The sequence below is a fragment of the Bacteroides zoogleoformans genome (assembly GCF_002998435.1).
GTDB lineage: Bacteria > Bacteroidota > Bacteroidia > Bacteroidales > Bacteroidaceae > Bacteroides > Bacteroides zoogleoformans.
This window is the reverse complement of sequence record NZ_CP027231.1, coordinates 1455441-1476680: the sequence shown is the minus strand read 5'-3', so window position 1 is coordinate 1476680 and position 21240 is coordinate 1455441. Positions and strand designations below refer to the sequence as shown.

Sequence of the window (21240 nt, the reverse complement as noted above, 5' to 3'; positions counted from 1 at the left end):
AATACGGATGAAAGTTCGTTTTTTAGTATGGCTCCTCTTGCTTTGCGGACTGCAGTGCGGTGTGCTTCGGGCAAACGTCATCGATGTGACGGGACGTGTGCTCGATGACGCCGGCAGCCCGCTGGCGGGCGCACACGTCAGGATACCCAATCAGAAGCTCTCCGCGGTGACCGATCCGAACGGATGTTTCCGCTTGACGGTGAAAGAGAAGGGAGTGGTGAGGGTGCAAGTATCCTACATCGGATTTCAAACGGAGACATTCGTACTGAACACCGGAACCAGGCGAGACGAGCACGTATTGCGTCTGACGCCCGACGTGGCCGCGCTGGAACAGGTCGTGGTCACCGCAACACGCACACCCAAGGCCTTGAAGGAAGTTCCGGTAGTCACAAGGCTGATTACCCCCGCCGATATCCGCAAGGCAGACGCGACCAATGTGCAAGACTTGCTCACGGAAGAGTTGCCCGGTTTGGAATTCGGCTATGCCATGAGTCAGGAGACGTCGCTCAACATGAGCGGTTTCGGCGGCAATGCCGTGCTCTTCCTCGTAGACGGAGAACGCCTGGCCGGGGAGACGATGGACAACGTGGACTATAACCGCCTGAACCTGGACAACGTGGCACGGATAGAGGTGGTGAAAGGGGCTGCCTCCGCACTCTATGGAGCCAATGCCGTGGCCGGCGTGGTGAACATCATCACGCGCGAAAGCAGCGAGCCTTGGACGGCCAACCTCAATTCCCGCTACCGCGACATGGGCAAGGAGTGGAGGCATGGAGGGACGTTCAGCTTCAACTCGGGCAAATGGAACTCGCAGACCAACGTACAGCATACCACCATGGAGACCGTTGATCTGACAGGCGCTTTCGATACGCAGTCCAGGATACAGAAAGTATTCGGCGGGAAAACGCTCAACCTGAAGGAGCGCCTTGTCTTCAAGGCCACCGACAAGCTGAAGCTGATTGCCAGAGGAGGCTATTTCAAGCGCGAGAGCAACCGTTCCAATTACGACGACCACTACAAGGATTACAATGGCGGACTGAAAGCCGTTTACGATTTCAGTAAGGAGCAGAACCTCGAGGTGTCCTACGGCTACGACCAATACGACAAGTTGCGTTTCGTCGGCGGCAGCCGCACCCACGACCACGATTATACCAACCGGCAGCACATCGTTCACGCGCTCTATTCGCGGCAGTTCGGACAAAACATGCTCACCGTGGGAGGCGATTACCTGAACGATTACCTCTCTACCTACCAGTTCCGCGACAACGAGGCTCACCGGCAGTACACGGCCGATGCCTTCGCCCAGTTCGATTACAACCCCTTGCGATGGCTCAATGTCGTGGCAAGCCTCAGGCACGACTACTTCTCGTCGTCCAAGTCCGGTGCGCTGACCGCACGCCTTGCCACCATGTTCAAGTGGAAAGGCTTCTCCGTACGCGCCAACTACGCCGGCGGCTTCCGCGCCCCCACCTTGAAGGAGATGTACATGCACTTCGACATGGCCGGCATACAGATGATATACGGCAATCCCGACCTGAAGCCGGAGAAGAGCCACAACTTCAACCTGGCGTTGGAGCACAGCGGACATGTACGAGGTGGAAACCTGCTGACCGGCCAGTACAGCCTGACGCTGATGGGCTATTCCAATAAGTACGAGAAGCGCATCACCCTGGCCGAGTTCCCGGGCGATGCAACCCGCGAGAAAGGGGCCATCTATGCCAACGACAAGGGCGTGGTGGCGTCGGGCCTGGACTTCAGCGCCCAGTACCGCACGGACTATGGCTTCGGGCTGAAGCTGAACTACAACTACCTCCGTACGACCGGCCGCACCGTCGACTCGCAGTTCTCGCAGCCGCGTCCTCACTCCGCCACCTGGCGCATTGACTTCGACCGCCAGCTGTGCAGTGTCTATGGACTGAACGTGGCCCTTTCGGGACGATACCTCTCCACGCCCGACACCCGGCAGAAAGAGTTCGACAAGGCCTACCAGCTGTGGAAGTTCTCCCTGCAACAACGCATCTGGAAGGGCATCAGCCTGAACTGCATCATCGACAACCTCTTTGCCTACAAGCCGTCCGTGTATTACTGGAACTCCGCGCCGACTGCGGGGCGGACGTGGTCGGTAGGCGTTTCGCTGGACATCGACAGAATGGTCTCGGGGTTGTGATACGGTAAAGTACAGAAATGCGGCATGCTTTTCCTCTGAGGTCTATGCCGTCTTTATGTGTGTGAGCCGTGTATATTTTTTACTTCCTGCCACGTAGGTACGTGCCACCCGGGCGGAAACGATTCTTATTGTTTCCCCCGGTCGGTAGGCATGTTCCGCAGCAGGCAGTTGGCACGAACTTCGGCTTGCCGTGCGTGCATTTATTCTGAAAGTGACCAGATTTCCGGAAGCGTCTTTCAGTTTCAACACTTGGCGTACATAAAAATAGGCAGTGGTTCCTCTGACTTGAGTTTTGTAGGAATTATCTTCCACTGTGACGCCGAGGACGGTCAAAGTCAGATTCTCCAGCCTCTCTCCTTCTTTCCCCAGAAAGCGCCCATTGTTGTTTGTGACCTGCTTCGCCCTTCTTCGTTGGATGTCCAGACTGACCGAATGATAAATCCGGGCTATCTGCACGAAACGTTCTTGCTTCGGTATCCGAGGCCGGAACTTGAAAGCTATCCATGCAAGATAGGCGGGATCTATGCGAAGTATCTCGTGCAAAAAGTGTCCGTGATATTTGCCGAAAGAAATGATATCATCTCCTTTGCTTTGCATCCTTTTGGCATTATATTCCACCAATATCAGGCAGCGGGTAGAGTAAAAGCACAGCGAACTTGCCATTCGCAAGGTTTCGTGTACATCGGCAGAAAGATCGCAAACGAAGAAAACAGACTGTCGCTCAGGCAGAGGAGAATATACCCATAGAGAGTACAGTAGATGCTCGGGGCGAGGCAGCACGACAAGATAGGCGCCTGCTTCCTTGTAAGAGGCCCTTCCCTGATTGTACGTGCTCAGCTTACTGTACAACAAGTCTTGCTCTGCTTGGGTGATGCCCGGAATTTGCGGATTAGCCATATCCTGAATGCTGTTTCCTCAAATATATGTTTTTTCAGATTAAGATTCAAATTTTCCGCAAGGAAATGTTTGTCTGCAATTGAACGGCAAAATCCGCTTCATCTTCTTTGCGGAGAGTTTTAAAAGACAATGAGGATGTGGAAATTGCAGACGAACAAATTATCGTCTCTTCTGAAAAATATTACCAAAAAAACTTTCGACCAGACAAGAGAAGAAGGAGATCAGAGTTCACTTCTATATCGAGGGTACATCAGTGGTATACTGATGGTGCATCAGCCGTATACTTAGATATCCCTTTGTCAGAAAGCGTTCTGTCAGGGGAGTAGTGGCCTTCGGATTTTCTGTGAAAGCGGATGTGGAGAGGTAAAGATTGATTACAATGTAAATAGTCGGTATGTCGTTGTTCTATGATGAGATAAAATGTATTGTCCATCTGCGAATTATTGCTACCTTTGCTTTCGTGAATAAAAACAGTCGGTTATCGGAATTGCGGGCTGTTTAAACTTTCAGCCCGATGTGTTTGATGCACATAAGAGGCAATGAATAGGAAGAACTATTTGGCTTCCGGTAGTAACTTGTAGAATGAGTTGGAAATGATGGGCAAATCCGAGAAAAGAATATTGGTGGGCATGAGTGGAGGTATAGACAGTACTGCCACCTGCCTGATGTTGAAGGAACAAGGCTACGAGATTGTGGGCCTTACCATGTGGGTATGGGGGGACGAACTTGCCGAAGCCCGCAGGCTTGCCCACAGCATAGGCATCGAGCACCATGTGGCCGACGAACGTGAGGCTTTTCGTCGCATAATCGTGCAGAATTTCATTGACGAATATCGCCGGGGGCGTACTCCCAATCCTTGCGTAATGTGCAACCCGTTGTTTAAATTTCGCATCCTGACGGAGTGGGCGGACAAGTTGGGATGCGTATACGTCTCTACCGGACATTATACCCGTTTGGAGGAACGTGGTGGAAAGGTATATATACTTGTAGGAGACGATGATAAGAAAGACCAGTCTTATTTCCTTTGGCGGTTGGGACAGGATGTCTTGAAGCGATGCATCTTTCCGTTGGGCACTTATACCAAAGGGCAGGTGCGCGAATATCTTCGTGACAGGGGGTATACACTCAAGGCGGAAGAGGGTGAGAGCATGGAAGTATGTTTCATTAAGGGGGACTATCGGGATTTTCTGCGCGAACATTCTCCGGAGATAGACCGCAAAGTAGGTCCGGGGTGGTTCGTCAACTCGGAAGGAGTGAAGCTGGGAGAGCATAAGGGCTTCCCGTATTACACCATCGGGCAGCGCAAGGGGTTGGAAATAGCTCTGGGGAAGCCGGCTTATGTCTTAAAGATAAATCCGCAGAAAAACACGGTCATGCTGGGAGATGCCGAACAATTAAAGACAGAATACATGCTTACCGAACAGGATAATCTGACGGATGAAAACGAATTCTTTGCCACTCGGGAACTCACCGTGCGCATCCGCTACCGCAGCAAACCCATTCCTTGCACAGTGAAGCGTCTGGAAGACGGGCGTTTGCTGGTTCATTTCTTATCGGAAGCCTCTGCCATCGCTCCGGGGCAATCTGCCGTATTTTATATCGACAATCGGGTAGTCGGCGGTTCGTTTATTGCCTCCCAACGGGGTATCGGGATGTATATTGTTGAAAATAATAATGAAACATTAAATATATGAGGAAACTTTTTTTTCTTTTGACTTTCATTCTGGTCGTTTCGGGAGCATCGGCTCAACAAGACACGTTGAAATATCGTGTCAGTCTGAAAGACAAGGCCGCTACGGCGTATTCATTGAAACGCCCGGAGGCTTTTCTTTCTGAAAAGGCGATTGCGCGCCGCCGGAAGCAGAACTTGCCGATAGATTCTACAGACTTGCCTGTGTGCCGCAAGTATATAGACGAGATTCGTCGTCAAGGGGTGAACATCGTAGTGACCGGTAAGTGGGATAACTTTGTCACTGTGTCCTGCAACGATTCGATGTTGATGGACCGTGTTGCCGCATTGCCTTTTGTCTGCCGGACGGAGAAAGTTTGGACATTTCCCAAAGGAGACGGGCTGTTCATGGCCACAAAGCGCGATTCTTTACTGAACCGGCCGACGGTGCATCCTGACAGTATTTATGGACTCGCCATTCAGCAGATACGGTTGAGCAATGGTGATAAACTGCACGAAGCGGGCTTCAAAGGACAAGGGATGACGATTGCCGTCATTGACGCCGGCTTCCATAATGCAGACCGGATTACGGCCATGCAGAATATCCGCATTTTAGGTACGAAAGATTTTGTAAATCCTGAGGCCGACATCTTTGCGGAAAGCGGTCACGGCCTGATGGTACTTTCGTGTATCGGCATGAACCGCCCTGATATCATGACCGGTACGGCTCCGGAAGCTTCTTTCTGGTTGCTGCGCAGTGAAGACGAATATTCCGAGCATCTGGTGGAGCAGGATTATTGGGCAGCCGCTGTGGAGTTTGCCGATAGTGTGGGAGTAGATGTGATCAATACTTCATTGGGCTACTATTCTTTTGACGACAAATCCAAGGATTATACGTATCGTAATTTGGACGGACGCTATGCTTTGATGTCCCGACAGGCATCACGCGTGGCCGATAAAGGAATGATATTGGTGTGCAGTGCCGGAAATTCCGGTATGGGTTCTTGGAAGAAAATCACCCCTCCGGGCGATGCCGAAAATGTGTTGACGGTAGGCGCGATAGACATAAAGGCTGTTTTGGCTCCGTTTTCTTCTGTCGGTAATACGACCGACAACCGTGTGAAACCGGACGTCGTGGCCCTTGGCTTGGGAGCTGACGTGATGCGTACGGACGGTAATCAGGGAAAGGCCAACGGAACTTCTTTCTCTTCACCGATTATGTGTGGCATGGTTACCTGTTTGTGGCAGGCTCGTCCGGAACTGACGGCCAGAGAGGTGATTGAGTTGGTGCGTAGTGTAGGCGACCGTGCCGATTGTCCTGACAATATTTATGGATATGGAGTGCCGGATATGTGGAAGGGAAGCCTCTCCCCCTACCCTCTCCCCCATAGGGAGGAGGGGAGATAGCTTTGCTATCTGACATTTAATAATAAAAAGAAACAGTAATGCCGTTATTAAATCCGAAACATGAACCAAAGTAATGATCCCCCCCTCTCTATGGAGGAGGGGACAGGAGGGAGAGGCTTCCTCTCTCTCTTCGACCTGAATGCCCTGGTGCGTAGCTGCATGGAACAATGCCTGCCCGATGAATATTGGGTGCAGGCAGAGCTGAGCGACGTGCGCACCAACAGTACGGGGCATTGTTACCTGGAGTTCATACAAAAAGATGCTCGTGGCAAAAACTTAATAGCCAAAGCAAGGGGTACGATCTGGGCGAATGTCTTCCGCTTGTTGAAGCCCTATTTCGAGGAGACTACGGGGCGGGAGCTCGCTTCCGGCATCAAAGTACTGGTGCTGGTTACGGTCAGTTTTCATGAACTCTATGGATATACTCTTACCGTACAAGATATTGACCCTACCTATACTTTGGGAGATATGGCTCGCCGTCGCAGGGAAATCTTGAATCAGCTTGAAGAAGAAGGTGTCCTGACGCTGAACAAGGAATTGGAGATGCCGCTGCTCCCACAGCGCATTGCCGTCATATCTTCTTCTACGGCAGCAGGTTACGGCGACTTCTGTCACCAATTGGAGAACAATCCCCGCAACTTTTTCTTTTATACCGAACTGTTCCCTGCCTTGATGCAGGGCGACCGTGTGGAAGACACCGTATTGTCGGCTCTTGATAAAATAAATGCCCGTATGGACGAGTTCGATGTAGTGGTCATTATTCGTGGTGGAGGTGCGACATCCGACCTTTCCGGTTTTGATACCTACCTGCTTGCCGCAGCTTGTGCGCAGTTTCCGCTACCTATCATTACCGGTATAGGTCACGAACGGGATGATACGGTAATTGATTCCGTAGCCCATAGCCGCGTGAAGACCCCTACTGCTGCCGCCGAATTTCTGATAGACCGTATGGGCGATGCCGCCGATGGACTGGATATACTTGCCGCTCGTTTGCAAGAAGGAGCAAGAAGCCTGTTGGAGCGGGAACGGCGTAAAATCATCGGTTACAAAAATCGGATTCCTGCTGTCGTCTACCGTACCCTCTCGTCCGGACGTCTTTCTCTGATTACTTTGCGCAAAGACCTCATTTCGTCGCTTCGAGGGCGTTTGTCTGGCGAACGGCATCGTCTGGAGTTGTTGCAACAACGTTTAAAGGATGCCTCGCCGGAACACCTCTTGGCGCGAGGCTACAGCATTACGCTGAAAGATGGAAAGGTGGTGAAAGACTTCAAACAAGTACAAGAAGGGGATGAAATAGTAACCCGTATCTATCAGGGCGAATTGCTGTCTGTTGTAAAGGCATCCAAGAAAAGAAGAAATACAGTGGGAATATAAAAAACAATAATACAATGGCTACAAAGAAAAAAGAGAGCTATGCCCAGGCCTTGGCACGCTTGGAAGAAATTGTCAATCGCATGGGCAATAACGAGCTGGAGATAGACGAACTGGCCGAAAAGATAAAAGAGGCCAATGAGATCATCGCATTTTGCAGTGATAAACTGACGAAAGCCGACCGGGAAATTGAAAAATTACTATCGGAGAAGCGGGATTCTGAAGAATAAGAACTACATTTGTTGCGAAATGTACGTATTGACGTAACTAATACTTTGAGATATGAAAGAACTGGATTGGGCTAATCTGCCGTTCGGGTATATGAAGACAGATTACAACGTGAGAATTTATTATCGTAACGGACAATGGGGCGAACTGGAAACTTGCAGCGAAGAGACTATCCCCATGCACATGGCTGCCACTTGCCTGCATTACGGTCAGGAGGCTTTCGAAGGCCTGAAGGCTTTCCGCGGTAAAGACGGCAAAGTGCGTATCTTCCGTCTGGAAGAGAATGCGGCCCGGTTGCAATCCACCTGTCGGGGCATTCTGATGCCGGAACTTTCTACGGAGCGCTTCAGGGAGGCTGTCTTGAAGGTGGTAAAGCTGAACGAGCGTTTTATTCCGCCATACGAGTCGGGCGCTTCCTTATATATCCGTCCGTTGCTGGTCGGCACCGGTGCACAGGTGGGCGTACATCCTGCCAGTGAGTATTTGTTCGTGATATTCGTTACGCCGGTGGGCCCTTACTTCAAGGGCGGGTTCTCGACCAATCCGTATGTTATTATCCGTGAGTTCGACCGTGCCGCGCCTCATGGAACCGGTACTTATAAAGTAGGCGGTAACTATGCGGCCAGTCTGCGTGCCAACAAGAAGGCGCACGACTTGGGCTATGCTTGCGAGTTCTATCTGGATGCCAAGGAGAAGAAATACATCGACGAGTGCGGCGCTGCCAACTTCTTCGGCATCAAGGACAATACATACATCACTCCGAAGTCCACTTCCATCCTGCCCTCCATTACGAACAAGAGCTTGATGCAGCTGGCCGAGGATATGGGCATGAAGGTGGAGCGTCGTCCCGTACCGGAAGAGGAATTGCTGACTTTCGAGGAGGCGGGCGCTTGTGGCACGGCAGCCGTCATCAGTCCCATCGAGCGCATCGACGATGTGGAGAACGGCAAGTCGTACGTCATCGCCAAAGACGGAAAGCCGGGGCCTGTTTGTACGAAGTTGTATAATAAGCTGCGTGCCATTCAGTATGGCGACGAACCCGATACACACGGCTGGGTGACTGTTGTGGAATAAGAGCATGGGGAAAGGTAAATTGGCGAAGTTTGCCGATATGGCAAGTTATCCGCATGTATTTGAATGCCCGTATTCGGCCGTTTTCGATATTCCGTTTGATTTAAGAGGTAAGTGGGGCGAGTCATTCTTCGGGAATGACCGTCCCATTGTTTTGGAATTGGGATGCGGACGCGGCGAATACACCGTGGGATTGGGAAAGCTGTTTCCGGAGAAGAATTTCATCGGAGTGGATATAAAAGGAGCCCGCATGTGGTCAGGGGCTACGGAAGCATTGCAGACTGGCATGAAGAATGTGGCCTTTCTGCGCACGAACATTGAGATTATCGATCGTTTCTTTGCACCGGGCGAGGTCAGTGAAATCTGGCTTACTTTCTCCGACCCGCAGATGAAGAAAGCCACCAAGAGGCTGACCTCTACGTTCTTTATGGAGCGTTACCGCAAGTTCTTGAAGGACGGCGGATGGATTCATCTGAAGACGGACAGTAATTTCATGTTCACCTATACCAAGTACATGATAGAACGCAACGGCCTGCCCGTTGATGTGATGACCGACGACTTGTATCATGCGGGAATGGCCGACGAGATACTAAGTATCAGAACCTATTATGAACAACAATGGCTCGATCGTGGTTTAACTATCAAATATATCAAGTTCCGTCTGCCGCAAACGGGCGAGTTGCAAGAACCCGAAGTGGAGATTGAGCTGGACGAATACCGCAGTTACAACCGCAGTAAGCGTAGCGGACTGCAAACCTCTAAATGAAAACTCATTAAACTTATGAAACTGTATCCTAAACTTATATTGGATGCGCTGGCAACAGTGCGCTATCCCGGTAGCGGGAAGAACTTGGTGGAGGCTGAGATGGTGGCCGATAATTTGCGTATCGACGGGATGGCAGTCAGCTTCTCATTGACATTCGAGAAACCCACAGACCCGTTCATGAAGTCGATGGTAAAGGCTGCCGAAACGGCCATCCATACGTATGTGTCTCCTGAAGTGGAAGTTTCCATTACAACCGAAAGTCGTCAGACGGCACGTCCGGAGGTGGGTAAGTTGCTGCCAGGGGTGAAGAACGTGATAGCCGTCTCCTCCGGTAAAGGAGGAGTTGGGAAATCCACGGTGGCAGCCAACCTCGCCGTTGCTTTGGCGAAGATGGGTTATAAAGTGGGCTTGCTGGATGCCGATATTTTCGGCCCTTCCGTTCCTAAGATGTTTCAGGAGGAAGATGCCCAACCTTATTCCGAGAACATCGACGGGCGCGATTTGATTGTTCCGGTTGAAAAGTATGGTCTGAAGTTGCTTTCCATCGGTTTCTTTGTGAAGCCCGATCAGGCTACCTTATGGCGTGGCGGCATGGCGAGCAATGCCTTGAAGCAGTTGGTGGGCGATGCTGCTTGGGGTGAATTGGATTATTTCATCCTCGATACTCCTCCGGGCACCAGCGATATTCATTTGACCTTGCTCCAAACGCTCGCCATTACGGGGGCCGTCATAGTGAGCACGCCCCAGCAGGTGGCGCTTGCCGATGCTCGTAAGGGAGTGGATATGTACACCAACGATAAGGTGAATGTTCCCATCTTGGGGCTGGTGGAAAATATGGCATGGTTTACGCCTGCCGAGTTGCCGGAGAATAAATATTATATCTTCGGTAAAGAGGGTTGCAAGCAACTGGCGGAAGAACTTGATGTACCCTTGCTGGGTCAGATTCCTATTGTGCAGAGCATTTGCGAAAACGGCGATAAAGGTACTCCGGTGGCTCTGGATGAAAATTCAGTAACCGGGCGTGCCTTCCTGCAACTGGCCGCCGCCGTTGTCCGTCAGGTGGATAAACGGAACGTGGAGATGGCACCGACGCAGATTGTAGAGAAATGATGTAGGATTAGAATATCATAACATCGTACGTTATCCGTCGTTTATGTAACTCACATCAACGACGGGTTTCTTTTTAAAGAAATAGTAGGCTGCAATTGCCAATAGTGCACTGCTTCAAAGATACCCTATCATCAATGTTTCTTGGGGTAAACATGAAAATCCGGCTCTCGCTTTTGTCGTTGATTGTTATGCTAAGCATTGCATCTTTGCGAAGAATATAATCTTTCTCGGTGCCCAAATTATTCTCGGATTATTTGTATGGATCAAAACTTATATTTAATATTGCATGTAAGATGTATATAGATACATACGGTGTTAAAAGTTTGTTAACTTCTGATACGTTAAAAAAGAATGGCGCACAATCAATCGATTAATCTTAAATTGCCGTTTTTTTGTTTTGCTAACGGGTAATTATAAAATAATCTATAAATCTGAAGCAATCTTTATCGTTAAACTCAATATAAGAAGTCTTATGAAAACATTTAGTTCGTTTTTTTCTGTGCTACTTGTAATAGTATGTTGTGTCACTTGCAACGAGTATAATGAAAGAGTAGAAATTTATAAAAGCACTTTATCGGGATGCAAGAGTCAGGCTACTTCTCGTTCAAATGATAACTCATTACCACATGAAAGAGTGGTTTATGAGGTAAAGAACGGTATATTAACCATTCAGTTGATTGATTGTAATGTTTCGTGCGATTTAGAAAAAATGGATGCCAACATCTCTTGTGATGACCATAATAATTTGACCTTGCGACTAATAGAAGTAGGGGGAGAAGCTAATTGTATTTGCCCGATGGATTTTTCTTTTTCAATCAAAAATCTGACGCTTGGAGAAACTTATACGTGCACAATTGCGGAAAGAAACTATACTTTTAGTTTCGTTTTTGAGAACGGTGCCAGGGGTACTGTCACTCCCCAGAATGTTCAAAAGAAATAGCTTATGAGTTGGTTAAACAAATGATAAAGGAACCGCTAACCGCAGTAGATATTTATGTTTCTGATTGAATGATACCTGCAAATTCGGATATACCGATTTTAGGAGAAAATATACTCTCTCCAAATACGGATTCTTGGTTATTCTTTGTAGATGAAATGCCAAAACAAAATTGCTCACATCCTTGTCAATACATTTTTGTAAATAACGTGAGTTCGACGAATTATAAGTGTCTATAAATTTGGTGATTAGCGAAATTTGTTGTAACTTTATAGTAGTGAAATACAAAGAATTACAACTAAAAATCGCTATGATCACCGAGAGCAAAATTACAGAAATATTTTGTATGGCAGACGACTTCTGCAAGTTTTTTGATACAATGATGGCAAAATACACGCTAAAACCGCTCAAGAAGAGAAAATATCATCGTGACAGCACGATGTCAAAGGCGGAAATCATGCTTATCATGATTCTCTTCCACGACTCCGGCTACCGCTGTCTGAAACATTTCTATCTTGAAAAGGTGTGCGGGCATCTGCGCCATCTGTTTCCCGAAGTTGTATCGTACAACCGTTTCGTGGAATTGGAAAGAGAAGTTGCCATTCCTCTTGCACTGTTCATCAAGAAAGTACTTCTTGGGAAATGTACTGGTATCAGCTTCGTCGATAGCACTCCCCTGCGTGTCTGCAGGAATCAGCGTATCCATATCCATAAGGTGTTCAAAGGTATAGCGCAAAGGGGAAAATGCTCCATGGGCTGGTTCTTCGGATTTAAATTGCATCTGATTTGCAATGAGAAGGGAGAGCTGCTCAACTTCATGATAACACCCGGTGACATTGACGACCGCAAGCCTTTGGAATACAAGGACTTTGTGAAATTCATATACGGCAAGTTGGTTGGGGATAAGGGATATATAAGCAAGAGGCTCTTCCAACGGCTGTTCGTGGACGGAATACAGCTTATTACCAAGTTGAAAAGCAACATGAAGGGTGCGCTGATGAGCGTTTCCGACAAACTGCTGCTCAGGAAGAGGGCTATCATTGAGACTGTGAATGATGAACTCAAGAACATTGCGCAAGTGGAACACTCCAGGCATAGATGCTTTGAGAATTTCATCGTCAATTTATTGGGGGCTATTGCCGCATACTGCTTGTTTCCAAAGAAGCCGTGCATCAATGTAAAAAGAACATTTGATACGCAGCTTGCGTTATTATGAATTCGTCGAACTCACGTTAAATAAGAAGTAGGATATTTATTGTGGGAAAAAAGCATGTATCCATTGGAAAATTCATTATATCGAATGGAAAAATAGTGCTTCAACTATGATAGAGAAATTAAATGTTCCAATATGTTGCCTTGTTTGTCAACCATTCTATTATCCGTAGTAGATTTTCTTAGGGAGATATTGGTATTACCAATATCTCCCTAAAATATGTTTAGGGACGATTATTTATTTAGGAATATCTTTCTTTGCCCCTTGCAGGCGGAACACGATGGGCAGTGCATATCGCACATTCACAACTTCCCCTCTTTGCTTGCCGGGTTTCCACTTGGGCATGCCGGCTATTACCCGGATTGCTTCGGCATCTAACAGTGGGTCTACTCCCTGCACCACCTCCGGATTGGTGATGTTTCCTTCCGTGTCTACGACAAATCTTACGGAGACTCTTCCTTGGGTTCCGGCTTTCTGTGCCAATAAGGGATATTTGATGTTCTCGCTTAAGAACCGCATCAGTGCAGGCAAGCCGCCGGGAAATTCCGGCATCTGCTCTACCACTTCGAAAACAGTTCCTTCGTCTTTCAGCGTTCCTTTTACGGGGGCATATCCCGTTGCGACAACCTCTTCCAAGGGAGCGCCAATCGGTGCATATTCTTTCGTATTCTTGCCGTAACCTAATGAGAATGTAACTGGGACGGTGTACTTCACCCGTACGACTTTTGTCCCCTGCCTGCCGGGCTTCCACTTAGGCATGCCGCCGATTACACGCAGTGCCTCCGCATCCAAAGAGGGGGCAACACCACGGATAATTCTGGTATGGGCGATACTGCCGTCCTTTTCTACGATAAATCCCACGACAACCCTGCCTTGAATATTGGCTTCCTGTGCTTTTACCGGATATTTGAGATTCTTGCTCAGATAGCTCATCAGTCCGGACATACCGCCGTCGGGAAATTCGGGCATGTGGTCTACGACTTCAAAAACCCGGTTGTCGGGGTCTTCCTGTTCAACTTTCAGCACGGAGGAGTTTTCCTGCATCCGAATATCCGTTGCGGGTTGCTCCGTTCGTATGTCTACGGCCTCCATGATTTCTGCGGTAATCCGTCCGGTGGTGCGTGCCACGGTTTCGATGTTGCTCACAATCATAAGTAAGGCTGTCAAGGGAAGGAACATCAGGTATTTGGTCCTTCCGATTTCTTTCGTTCTTTTCTTGTTCATCATCTTGATACGTTTTTTTAGGGGTAAAACATTGAAATTATTATAGATGGTTGCTGCAGCCTTTTGATGAGACAAACCTAACAAGTGATACTGATAAGCCTTGGAGTCATAGCCGTTCTCCAGTACCCGGGCATCGGCCATGTATTCCAGATTGGTGCGCACTTCACGCTTCATAAGCCAGACAAAGGGGTTGAACCAGCAAAGTGCGCATGCCAGTTCGCCGATGACGACGTCGATGGAGTGCCATTGCCGTGCGTGCGTCTGCTCGTGGGTCAGTATCTCGTTGAGTTCTTCTTCGGTATGCGAAGAGGGGTGGATGAAAATCCAGTGGAAGAAAGAGAATGGGCCTCCTGCCTTGCGTAGCACGAAGACGTTCGCGTTGCCTATTCTTGCTCTGTGGCATTGGCAGGCCAAGCGGCTGATGCCTATTATCTGTATGACGATGCGCATCGCCAGCAGCGCCGCTATTCCTCCGTATAGGATGCCGATGTAATCGGTGGCATGGATGCTTCGGCCTGTTGCAACGGGTTGGGCGCCTATTGTAAATTCCGGCAGAATGACGTTGGCATAGAGGTCTGCCATTGCTGCCATCGGCTCTTGCGCGGTTATCCACGCTTGTATGTTCAACAAAGGTACGGCGGCGGAGATGACGAAGAAACAGAGCAGTGTCGCCCTACGCCAACCGAAGAATGTGTCTTTGTAGAAGAACAGCCGATAGAAAGCATAGAAGATTGCTATCGCTACGTTTACTTTTAGAAAATAGGCTAACATGTATATCGTTGTGTTACGGTTATTCTTTTCCTTTCTCTATCATAGTGATGATATCTTTCAGGTCGTTGGCCGAAATCTTCTGCTCTTTGGCAAAGAAAGATACCATTTCTTTATAAGAGTTTTCAAAATAGTTGCGCACGAAGCTGCTCATGAACGTACGTTTGTACTCGCTTTCGCGAATCAGGGGCGTGTATCGGTAGGTGTTTCCTACACGGGTGGGGCGGACGTACTGCTTCCGTTCCAGATTCTTCACGATGGAGGCCACGGTGGTGTAGGGAGGTGCCGGTTGCGGATATTGGGCAACAATGTCTTTTACGAAGCAACTGTCCAGCTCCCAGATGTACAGCATCACTTCTTCTTCTTGTATCGTTAATTTTTCCATGGATAAATGTTTTAATGAATTCAATGCAAATCTACGAATAGTTCGTAATAAAACAATAGACAGATGGTTAATTATTCAAAATATCAAAAAAACAGTATTGTTGGCATCCGTCTGTCTTCGTGTTCAATTTCGAGTCTTCACAGAACTATCTCCGAAGTCTGCGAAAACAAGTCGCTCTGTCTACGGAAATAAGTGGGACGGTTGTGCAACCTTCTCCATCTGTCGGTTGCAACTGTCCCACTTATTTTTGTACATAACGATAGCTATTTACGCTGAGTTGGAAGTCAGTTTTCCATAGTGCAGCGGTTGGCGGAGTTCATCGTCTTACCCCTTTTTCCCTTCCTCTTGCTTTACTGCTTTCAGCAACTCTTCCTTCATTTTGGCCACTCCGGGGAAGCCTGTGGATCTGAACTTGACGCTTCCTTCACGGTCTATGATGAGGTAAGTCGGCACTCCTTTCACTTCATGTTGTTCCCGCAGGAATTTCCATTGGTCTTCGGTTACGCGGAAGTGTTCGCCGTGTATGTCCGGAATCATGTTTTTCCAAGTATTCAGCGGAGAGGTTTCGCCGGTGATGTACAGATATACGATGTCTTCGGCTTTCAGTTCCTCTTTCATGGGGGCTATGGCTTTGTTGGCCATACGGCACGGTCCGCACCAGGTGGCCCAGAAGTCCACCAGCAGAACTTTTCCTTTATATCTGCCGATGATGGAGGCAAACAAGTCTTCATTGCCGACGTTCTCATCCACTTGGTTGATGACATAGCCCGTCTTTTCTTTGTTGGCTTCTATTTGGGCAAGCAGTTCGTCATTGGCGGCAGTCAGCATTTCGCGGTAGGCGCCGGGCATCGTGGCAAGGGTGTCTTTTTGCGCATCGGTGAGCGGAGTGAAATCTTTGATATTCCAATAGAAAGAGACGTTGCGGGCTATGTCGAAGAAGATGCCCTTGTCTGTCCCCCACGCTTTGGCCAGTTCGTTACGTTTATGGATGTATCTGATTGCCGCATTATGGTATTGGCTTGAAAGAACGGATTGGGGTACATTCAGCAGTGCGAGGTCGGAATAAGGTATATACTCGGCGGGAATCTTTTGTTGCAGTTGCTGATAAAAGTCTTGGGCGTCTTTCTCTTTGATGCGGTTGGCGTGCAGGGCGGATGATGTCAGCAGATTGGGCACGAAGACAAGCATGCTGTATGTCTCTAATCGGTTGTTGATGGAGAGCAGTTGGCGGGTGGAAGCGCTGCAAGGCAACTTGTCGATGTCAGACTGTGCTTCGTCGGACACTTTGAGGATATATTCCTTTGCAGCATCAATGTCTTTGTCTGCGAAGACGGCACTGCTTTGATATAATCTCGTCATCATGCTTTCACCGGACTGATAACGGTTCAGTTCCTGTGCCACGAGTTGCAACGGGCCGTTGATGTATGCCGGCTCTCCGTAAGGCTTCTCTTCGTTGTGGAATTTGGAGCTGCGGCGGGTCAACTCGCGCTGGTTGAGGTACACCTCCGTCGTCTTGCCCGGTTCCATGAAGAAGTAGATTTCGCTTCCCTGGTCTGTATAGATGCTGCAAGGAGTTGTTCCGAGCAGCGTCATTTCCTTACTGAAACTTCCGTCGGGGTTGATATCCAGCGTTATTCCCGATACATCTCCTTTCCAATTTTCCTGCACTACTACTTTGAAAGAGCTCTTCATGCCGGGGCGGAAGTCGAGCAGTTTCCCTGTCAGCGTGGCTTTTCCGTATCGAAGGGTCGGTTGGGGCAACTCGGCTTTTGCGTCGGCTTTGTGCACGATTGCGTTTGGAGGAAGAACCTGTTTCGGCAGTTTGTTTCCTTTCAACTGAATGCCCCAGATGCTGAAGCCGTTTTCTACTTCCTTGTCTTCGCTGAAGTCGACGGACGTTACGCCCTCGGGCAAGGGAGGAAATACGAGTTGAAATTCCGCCTCGCCCGATTCGGGCATCCAGAACTCCTTACCGGCTGTGATGCCGATGCCCGAACGCAGCGGATAAGTCTCGCCGTTGTTGTCTTGCAAATAGCTGTTCGGACCAATCTTAATCCAATACTTGGGACGGTATTTGGCATAGATGTGGAGCACGGTGGCCGTGTCGCTGAGAACGACTTTGCTTACTTCGATGGAAGTGGTGTTTCTGACAAGGAACGGCGGTCGCTCGATTACCCGGTTTCGGGCGTGCAGGCTGCAACTGATACCTATCAGCAGACCTGCTAAGATGAAATGTAAATGTTTCATGATGATAGTAATGATATTTTGTCCAAAAGTACGAATGTATCGTAAGAAGGCAAGCGTGAGGGGCGTTAATTGATGTAAAAGGCCTGTATGCTTTTATTTACCAAAGAAACTGTGTACCTTTGTCTTCGTGAGACTTACCGGTCTAAGAGTTGACACTAAACATAGAGTTCATCCGGGCTTTTGCCTGCTCTTCGGAAGAAACATAAGTACGGCTTCAACCGAACTTACAGTACGACTTCAGTCGAAGTTACAGTACGGCTTCAGTCGAACTTACAGTACGGCTTCGGTCGAAGTTACAGTACGGCTTCGGTCGAAGTTACAGTACGACTTCAGCCGAAGTATAAGGTGCGTTTCCAAAGGGGTATTGCTGAAGGTCAGGACGAATTCATAATATATAATGTATGTATGAGAACTAAAGTTTTTTTATCGGGCTTGTTGCTGGCTGTCGTCGCCAATGCCCAGGTTGTTTATCATGATGCTTCCGCTTTCCCTCTGCTGGGCAAAGCCACGGAATCTACTCTTACCCGTTACGAACGCTTGCCGGATTCTTTGCAGTCCGTTTCCCGCAAACCGCTGTGGGAGTTGGGGCGCAATAGTGCCGGACTTGCCGTGCGTTTCCGTTCCAACTCCACTTGCATTGCCGCCCGTTGGGAGACACGGAATAATTTCCGGATGAACCACATGACGCCCACCGGCATCTGCGGACTCGACCTTTACTACCTGCAAGACGGCCAATGGATGTTTGCCGGCAGCGGTCGTCCATCAGGGAAGCTCACTGAGGCAGTTATTGTCCGAAACATGTTGCCCGAAGAGCGCGAATACCTCTTGTATCTGCCATTGTACGACGGGGCCGTCTCGCTTGCCATCGGCGTGGATTCTCTGTCGATGATAGACAGACCGGCGGTTGATTTGCCGAAGCGTGAAAAGCCCGTCGCATTTTACGGCACCAGCATCTTGCAGGGCGGTTGCGCCTCCCGTCCCGGCATGGCACATACCAATATCCTGGAGCGTCGGCTCAATCGTGAGTGCATCAATCTGGGGTTCAGCGGCAATGCCTTGCTCGACTTGGAGATAGCCGACGTATTGGCAGGTGTGGATGCCGCCTTGTTTGTGCTCGACTTTGTTCCCAATGCCGGTGTGACACATATCAAAGAGCGTGCGGACAAGTTTTATTCCATCATTCGTGGCAAGCATCCCGATACTCCGATACTTTTTGTAGAAGACCCGATTTTCGTCCACGCTGCCCTCGACACAAAAATTGCAAAGGAGATAAAAGAGAAGAATGAGGCATTGGGCGCTTTCTTCCGCTCTTTGCAGCAACGCGGCGAAAAGAATATCTACCTGCTCTCTTCGCGCGACATCATCGGACACGACGGAGAAGCAACGGTAGATGGCATTCACTTTACCGATTTGGGGTTTATGCGGTATGCAGAGGTGCTTTATCCCATCTGTAGTAAACTGATATTTCAGTAAACCTGAGCCGACGCTTGAGGAGGGGACGTAAGTTCACCTCCTCAGGGGGAAAACAAATAAAAGATGAGGGATAAAATAAGCATTCGACAATATAAATCATCGTTCGACAGCATCGTCCGATACATTGAAAGCGACAATGCCAAAGAGCAAATAGAAGTATGGTTTGCCCGAGACGAGAAAAAAATAGAGCAGGCCTTGCAAAACCGCTACCGAAGAAGAAAAATGGAGATTAAGAACATACTAAACGGAATACTGCAAATAGAGCATGGTTTCCAGCATATCCTTGATGGGGCTGATGAAATTTTTTCAACATGCTCGAAGGAACAATGTCTTGAACTTGCTTTCGAACTATTCAAGAACGAAGCCTATCAACCTCGAATGTTGGCAACAACGATATTGGGTAGTTTGGCAACAGAGGATAATAACGCACTTTATTTTCTGAAAGAGCGAATAAGCACCGATGAAAATTGGCGTGTGCAGGAAATGCTTGCAAAGGCTTTTGATGAAGTTTGTAAACACAGAGGGTATGAAGTTTCCTTACCTCTCATCGAAGAATGGATGAACGATAATAATCCTAATGTTATCCGTGCTGTAACGGAAGGATTAAGGATTTGGACAAGTCGCCCGTTCTTCAAAGAAAATCCATCGGTGGCTATCGCTCTAATCGCTAAGCACAGAGCACATGCGAGCGAGTATCTTCGGAAATCCGTGGGAAACGCTTTGAAGGATATAAGCAAGAAACATTGTGAATTGATACGAGCCGAAGTACAGCAATGGGATTTATCCGACCCACGCGTTCTGTTTACGTATAAACTTGCAACGAAGTTGTTGAAATAAAAGATAGTACTATACACTTGGGAGCTCTTTCCCGATATTCAAAATGAAGTTGTAATGTAAGAAGACAAGGTTAAATCAACAAGAAACAAACGATGGAAGATTATTATAAGACGAACAAAGAAGCGTGGAATGCAAGGACAAAGATACATTTGCGTTCCTCATTTTATGATTTGGATAAATTCAAGAGAGAGGTAAAGTCTGTTCCCGACTTGGATGTATCTTTGCTGGGTGACATTCGAGGAAAGTCTATTCTGCATCTTCAATGTCATTTCGGAATGGATACACTTTCCTTATCAAAGATGGGAGCCAATGTAGTGGGGGTAGATTTCTCGGAAGAGGCTATACAAACGGCAGAGGCTTTGAACGCGAAATTAGGACTAAATGCACAATTCTGCTGCTGCAATATCTACGATGCACCTGCCGTGCTGCGAGGGCAACAGTTTGACATTGTATATACATCTTATGGCGTTGTTAATTGGCTGCCCGACTTAGTTCAATGGGGACAGGTGATTTCACAGATGTTGAAGGACGATGGAAAGTTCGTTATCGTGGAATTTCACCCCGTATTGTGGATGTTCAATGAAGATTTCTCGCAAGTCCGATATGCTTATTCGCGCAAAAAGCCTTACGTTGTGGAAGAAACCACCTATACAGATTCGGAAACGGATAATCGGCAAAAAACTGTTACGTGGAACCATGGGCTGGCTGAAGTTTTGAACGGCTTGCTCCGCAATGGTTTGCAGATAAAGTCTTTCGGAGAGTATGACTACTCGCCCTTCAACTTGTTTGGAAATATGATAACCCAAAAGAACGGAACGTTCAAAATTGCCGGAAAGAGTGGCAGAATACCTATGTCTTTTTCTGTTGTCGCCATGAAAACTTTTAATGTGATAGAAAATCATGACAAAAAGTAAGTATGTCATTGGTCAGGGGGCAGCGAAAGCGTTACAGTGCAGTTGCCTGTGCCAAGTATGCGCATCAGTTCTTGCCGGGTGATGTTGTCAATCTTTCCAATGCGTGTGAAATTCCATCTGTTGCGGTCGTAGTAAATACAGATGTTGCGCCCTTGATAAAGAATGATGTCACCCGGTTGGGTAGTGATGTCGGTATTGTTTTGTGGCAGTTCGATACCGATATCTCCCACTTTCTCGAAGTTTCCATAGTCGTGGGCCTCGTAAGTGATGGTGCCCTTTGCAAGTTGCTCCAGCAAGGCTGCGGTTGAAGAGTTGTCCACGAGCGTAGCTGTCAGCACGCGACCGTTTACTTGTATGTTCATCTTTCTGTTTCCTGTTGTCGGCGACGTTTCTTGTTCCGATTGTGCGTTTCCACTACATGCCGCCATATTTAGTATGATAAACAGTAGGGAACACATCGGCAGCCGTCTCTTATGAGTAAATTTCATTTTTCCTATTTTACGTTTTGCAGTTATGTGGGATGAATTTATCCTTTGGAAATCTTGAAGATACGATT

At 48.2% G+C, this 21240-nt stretch carries 18 protein-coding genes; 13 read left to right on the top strand and 5 right to left on the bottom strand.

Going from position 1 to position 21240, the window contains the following annotated elements; translation table 11 throughout:
- The first annotated feature begins 7 nt into the window (after positions 1-7).
- The gene (locus C4H11_RS06350) at positions 8-2167 is read left to right on the top strand and encodes a TonB-dependent receptor (RefSeq protein ID WP_106040917.1); all 2160 of its coding nucleotides are present in this window, start codon (positions 8-10) and stop codon (positions 2165-2167) included.
- Positions 2168-2209: 42 nt separating this feature from the next.
- Here C4H11_RS06350 and C4H11_RS06345 read toward each other — a convergent pair whose 3' ends face one another.
- Positions 2210-3064 carry an exodeoxyribonuclease X C-terminal domain-containing protein gene (locus C4H11_RS06345; RefSeq protein WP_106040916.1) on the bottom strand — a complete coding sequence of 285 codons (855 nt, stop codon included), beginning with the start codon at positions 3062-3064 and terminating at the stop codon, positions 2210-2212.
- Positions 3065-3660: 596 nt separating this feature from the next.
- On the opposite strand from C4H11_RS06345, the gene mnmA reads away from it, so the two are divergent.
- The 9 genes from mnmA (at position 3661) to C4H11_RS06300 (ending at position 12839) form a co-directional block, all read left to right on the top strand.
- Positions 3661-4758: a tRNA 2-thiouridine(34) synthase MnmA gene (gene mnmA, locus C4H11_RS06340; RefSeq protein ID WP_106043174.1), complete on the top strand. Its 1098-nt coding sequence runs from the start codon at positions 3661-3663 to the stop codon at positions 4756-4758.
- The gene (locus C4H11_RS06335) at positions 4755-6140 is read left to right on the top strand and encodes a S8 family peptidase (RefSeq protein WP_106040915.1); all 1386 of its coding nucleotides are present in this window, start codon (positions 4755-4757) and stop codon (positions 6138-6140) included. Before mnmA ends, C4H11_RS06335 begins: the two co-directional genes overlap by 4 nt.
- A gap of 60 nt (positions 6141-6200) precedes the next feature.
- Positions 6201-7514, top strand: a complete 1314-nt coding sequence (gene xseA, locus C4H11_RS06330; RefSeq protein ID WP_234819894.1) for an exodeoxyribonuclease VII large subunit — start codon at positions 6201-6203, stop codon at positions 7512-7514.
- A 14-nt stretch (positions 7515-7528) separates the two neighbouring features.
- Positions 7529-7741, top strand: coding sequence for an exodeoxyribonuclease VII small subunit (gene xseB, locus C4H11_RS06325; protein ID WP_106040913.1), 213 nt, complete (start codon positions 7529-7531; stop codon positions 7739-7741).
- Between the two features lie 52 nt (positions 7742-7793).
- Complete coding sequence (locus tag C4H11_RS06320; protein ID WP_106040912.1) at positions 7794-8813, top strand: branched-chain amino acid aminotransferase; 1020 nt, start codon at positions 7794-7796, stop codon at positions 8811-8813.
- A gap of 4 nt (positions 8814-8817) precedes the next feature.
- Entirely contained in the window at positions 8818-9576 is a 759-nt protein-coding gene (trmB, locus tag C4H11_RS06315; protein ID WP_106040911.1) for a tRNA (guanosine(46)-N7)-methyltransferase TrmB, read from the top strand.
- Positions 9577-9591: 15 nt separating this feature from the next.
- Positions 9592-10686: an Mrp/NBP35 family ATP-binding protein gene (locus C4H11_RS06310; protein ID WP_106040910.1), complete on the top strand. Its 1095-nt coding sequence runs from the start codon at positions 9592-9594 to the stop codon at positions 10684-10686.
- A gap of 472 nt (positions 10687-11158) precedes the next feature.
- Positions 11159-11626, top strand: coding sequence for a hypothetical protein (locus C4H11_RS14075; RefSeq protein ID WP_129588286.1), 468 nt, complete (start codon positions 11159-11161; stop codon positions 11624-11626).
- A 307-nt stretch (positions 11627-11933) separates the two neighbouring features.
- Entirely contained in the window at positions 11934-12839 is a 906-nt protein-coding gene (locus C4H11_RS06300) for an IS982 family transposase (protein WP_106040908.1), read from the top strand.
- A gap of 234 nt (positions 12840-13073) precedes the next feature.
- Here the strand turns inward: C4H11_RS06300 and C4H11_RS06295 are convergent, their stop codons facing one another.
- The 3 genes from C4H11_RS06295 to C4H11_RS06285 all read right to left on the bottom strand — a co-directional run bounded on the left by C4H11_RS06295 (position 13074) and on the right by C4H11_RS06285 (position 17460).
- A complete protein-coding gene (locus C4H11_RS06295; protein WP_106040907.1) occupies positions 13074-14831 on the bottom strand; it encodes a M56 family metallopeptidase in 1758 nt (585 codons plus the stop codon).
- Positions 14832-14850: 19 nt separating this feature from the next.
- Positions 14851-15213, bottom strand: coding sequence for a BlaI/MecI/CopY family transcriptional regulator (locus tag C4H11_RS06290; protein ID WP_106040906.1), 363 nt, complete (start codon positions 15211-15213; stop codon positions 14851-14853).
- Between the two features lie 324 nt (positions 15214-15537).
- Positions 15538-17460 (bottom strand): TlpA family protein disulfide reductase, encoded by a 1923-nt coding sequence (locus C4H11_RS06285; RefSeq protein WP_106040905.1) that lies wholly within the window; start codon positions 17458-17460, stop codon positions 15538-15540.
- Positions 17461-17865: 405 nt separating this feature from the next.
- On the opposite strand from C4H11_RS06285, the gene C4H11_RS06280 reads away from it, so the two are divergent.
- The 3 genes from C4H11_RS06280 (at position 17866) to C4H11_RS06270 (ending at position 20684) form a co-directional block, all read left to right on the top strand.
- Positions 17866-18933, top strand: a complete 1068-nt coding sequence (locus tag C4H11_RS06280) for an SGNH/GDSL hydrolase family protein (RefSeq protein ID WP_106040904.1) — start codon at positions 17866-17868, stop codon at positions 18931-18933.
- Between the two features lie 222 nt (positions 18934-19155).
- Positions 19156-19770: a DNA alkylation repair protein gene (locus C4H11_RS06275; protein ID WP_106043172.1), complete on the top strand. Its 615-nt coding sequence runs from the start codon at positions 19156-19158 to the stop codon at positions 19768-19770.
- A 92-nt stretch (positions 19771-19862) separates the two neighbouring features.
- Positions 19863-20684: a class I SAM-dependent methyltransferase gene (locus C4H11_RS06270; RefSeq protein ID WP_106040903.1), complete on the top strand. Its 822-nt coding sequence runs from the start codon at positions 19863-19865 to the stop codon at positions 20682-20684.
- A gap of 5 nt (positions 20685-20689) precedes the next feature.
- Here the strand turns inward: C4H11_RS06270 and C4H11_RS06265 are convergent, their stop codons facing one another.
- Complete coding sequence (locus C4H11_RS06265) at positions 20690-21046, bottom strand: cyclophilin-like fold protein (RefSeq protein WP_106040902.1); 357 nt, start codon at positions 21044-21046, stop codon at positions 20690-20692.
- Between the last annotated feature and the right edge of the window lie 194 nt (positions 21047-21240).

Bases quoted from the DNA above. Each gene is read 5' to 3' on its own strand.
- C4H11_RS06350 (WP_106040917.1), top strand. From the start codon at position 8: ATGAAAGTTCGTTTTTTAGTATGGCTCCTCTTGCTTTGCGGACTGCAG.
- C4H11_RS06345 (WP_106040916.1), bottom strand. From the start codon at position 3,064: ATGGCTAATCCGCAAATTCCGGGCATCACCCAAGCAGAGCAAGACTTG.
- mnmA (WP_106043174.1), top strand. From the start codon at position 3,661: ATGGGCAAATCCGAGAAAAGAATATTGGTGGGCATGAGTGGAGGTATA.
- C4H11_RS06335 (WP_106040915.1), top strand. From the start codon at position 4,755: ATGAGGAAACTTTTTTTTCTTTTGACTTTCATTCTGGTCGTTTCGGGA.
- xseA (WP_234819894.1), top strand. From the start codon at position 6,201: ATGAACCAAAGTAATGATCCCCCCCTCTCTATGGAGGAGGGGACAGGA.
- xseB (WP_106040913.1), top strand. From the start codon at position 7,529: ATGGCTACAAAGAAAAAAGAGAGCTATGCCCAGGCCTTGGCACGCTTG.
- C4H11_RS06320 (WP_106040912.1), top strand. From the start codon at position 7,794: ATGAAAGAACTGGATTGGGCTAATCTGCCGTTCGGGTATATGAAGACA.
- trmB (WP_106040911.1), top strand. From the start codon at position 8,818: ATGGGGAAAGGTAAATTGGCGAAGTTTGCCGATATGGCAAGTTATCCG.
- C4H11_RS06310 (WP_106040910.1), top strand. From the start codon at position 9,592: ATGAAACTGTATCCTAAACTTATATTGGATGCGCTGGCAACAGTGCGC.
- C4H11_RS14075 (WP_129588286.1), top strand. From the start codon at position 11,159: ATGAAAACATTTAGTTCGTTTTTTTCTGTGCTACTTGTAATAGTATGT.
- C4H11_RS06300 (WP_106040908.1), top strand. From the start codon at position 11,934: ATGATCACCGAGAGCAAAATTACAGAAATATTTTGTATGGCAGACGAC.
- C4H11_RS06295 (WP_106040907.1), bottom strand. From the start codon at position 14,831: ATGTTAGCCTATTTTCTAAAAGTAAACGTAGCGATAGCAATCTTCTAT.
- C4H11_RS06290 (WP_106040906.1), bottom strand. From the start codon at position 15,213: ATGGAAAAATTAACGATACAAGAAGAAGAAGTGATGCTGTACATCTGG.
- C4H11_RS06285 (WP_106040905.1), bottom strand. From the start codon at position 17,460: ATGAAACATTTACATTTCATCTTAGCAGGTCTGCTGATAGGTATCAGT.
- C4H11_RS06280 (WP_106040904.1), top strand. From the start codon at position 17,866: ATGAGAACTAAAGTTTTTTTATCGGGCTTGTTGCTGGCTGTCGTCGCC.
- C4H11_RS06275 (WP_106043172.1), top strand. From the start codon at position 19,156: ATGGAGATTAAGAACATACTAAACGGAATACTGCAAATAGAGCATGGT.
- C4H11_RS06270 (WP_106040903.1), top strand. From the start codon at position 19,863: ATGGAAGATTATTATAAGACGAACAAAGAAGCGTGGAATGCAAGGACA.
- C4H11_RS06265 (WP_106040902.1), bottom strand. From the start codon at position 21,046: ATGAACATACAAGTAAACGGTCGCGTGCTGACAGCTACGCTCGTGGAC.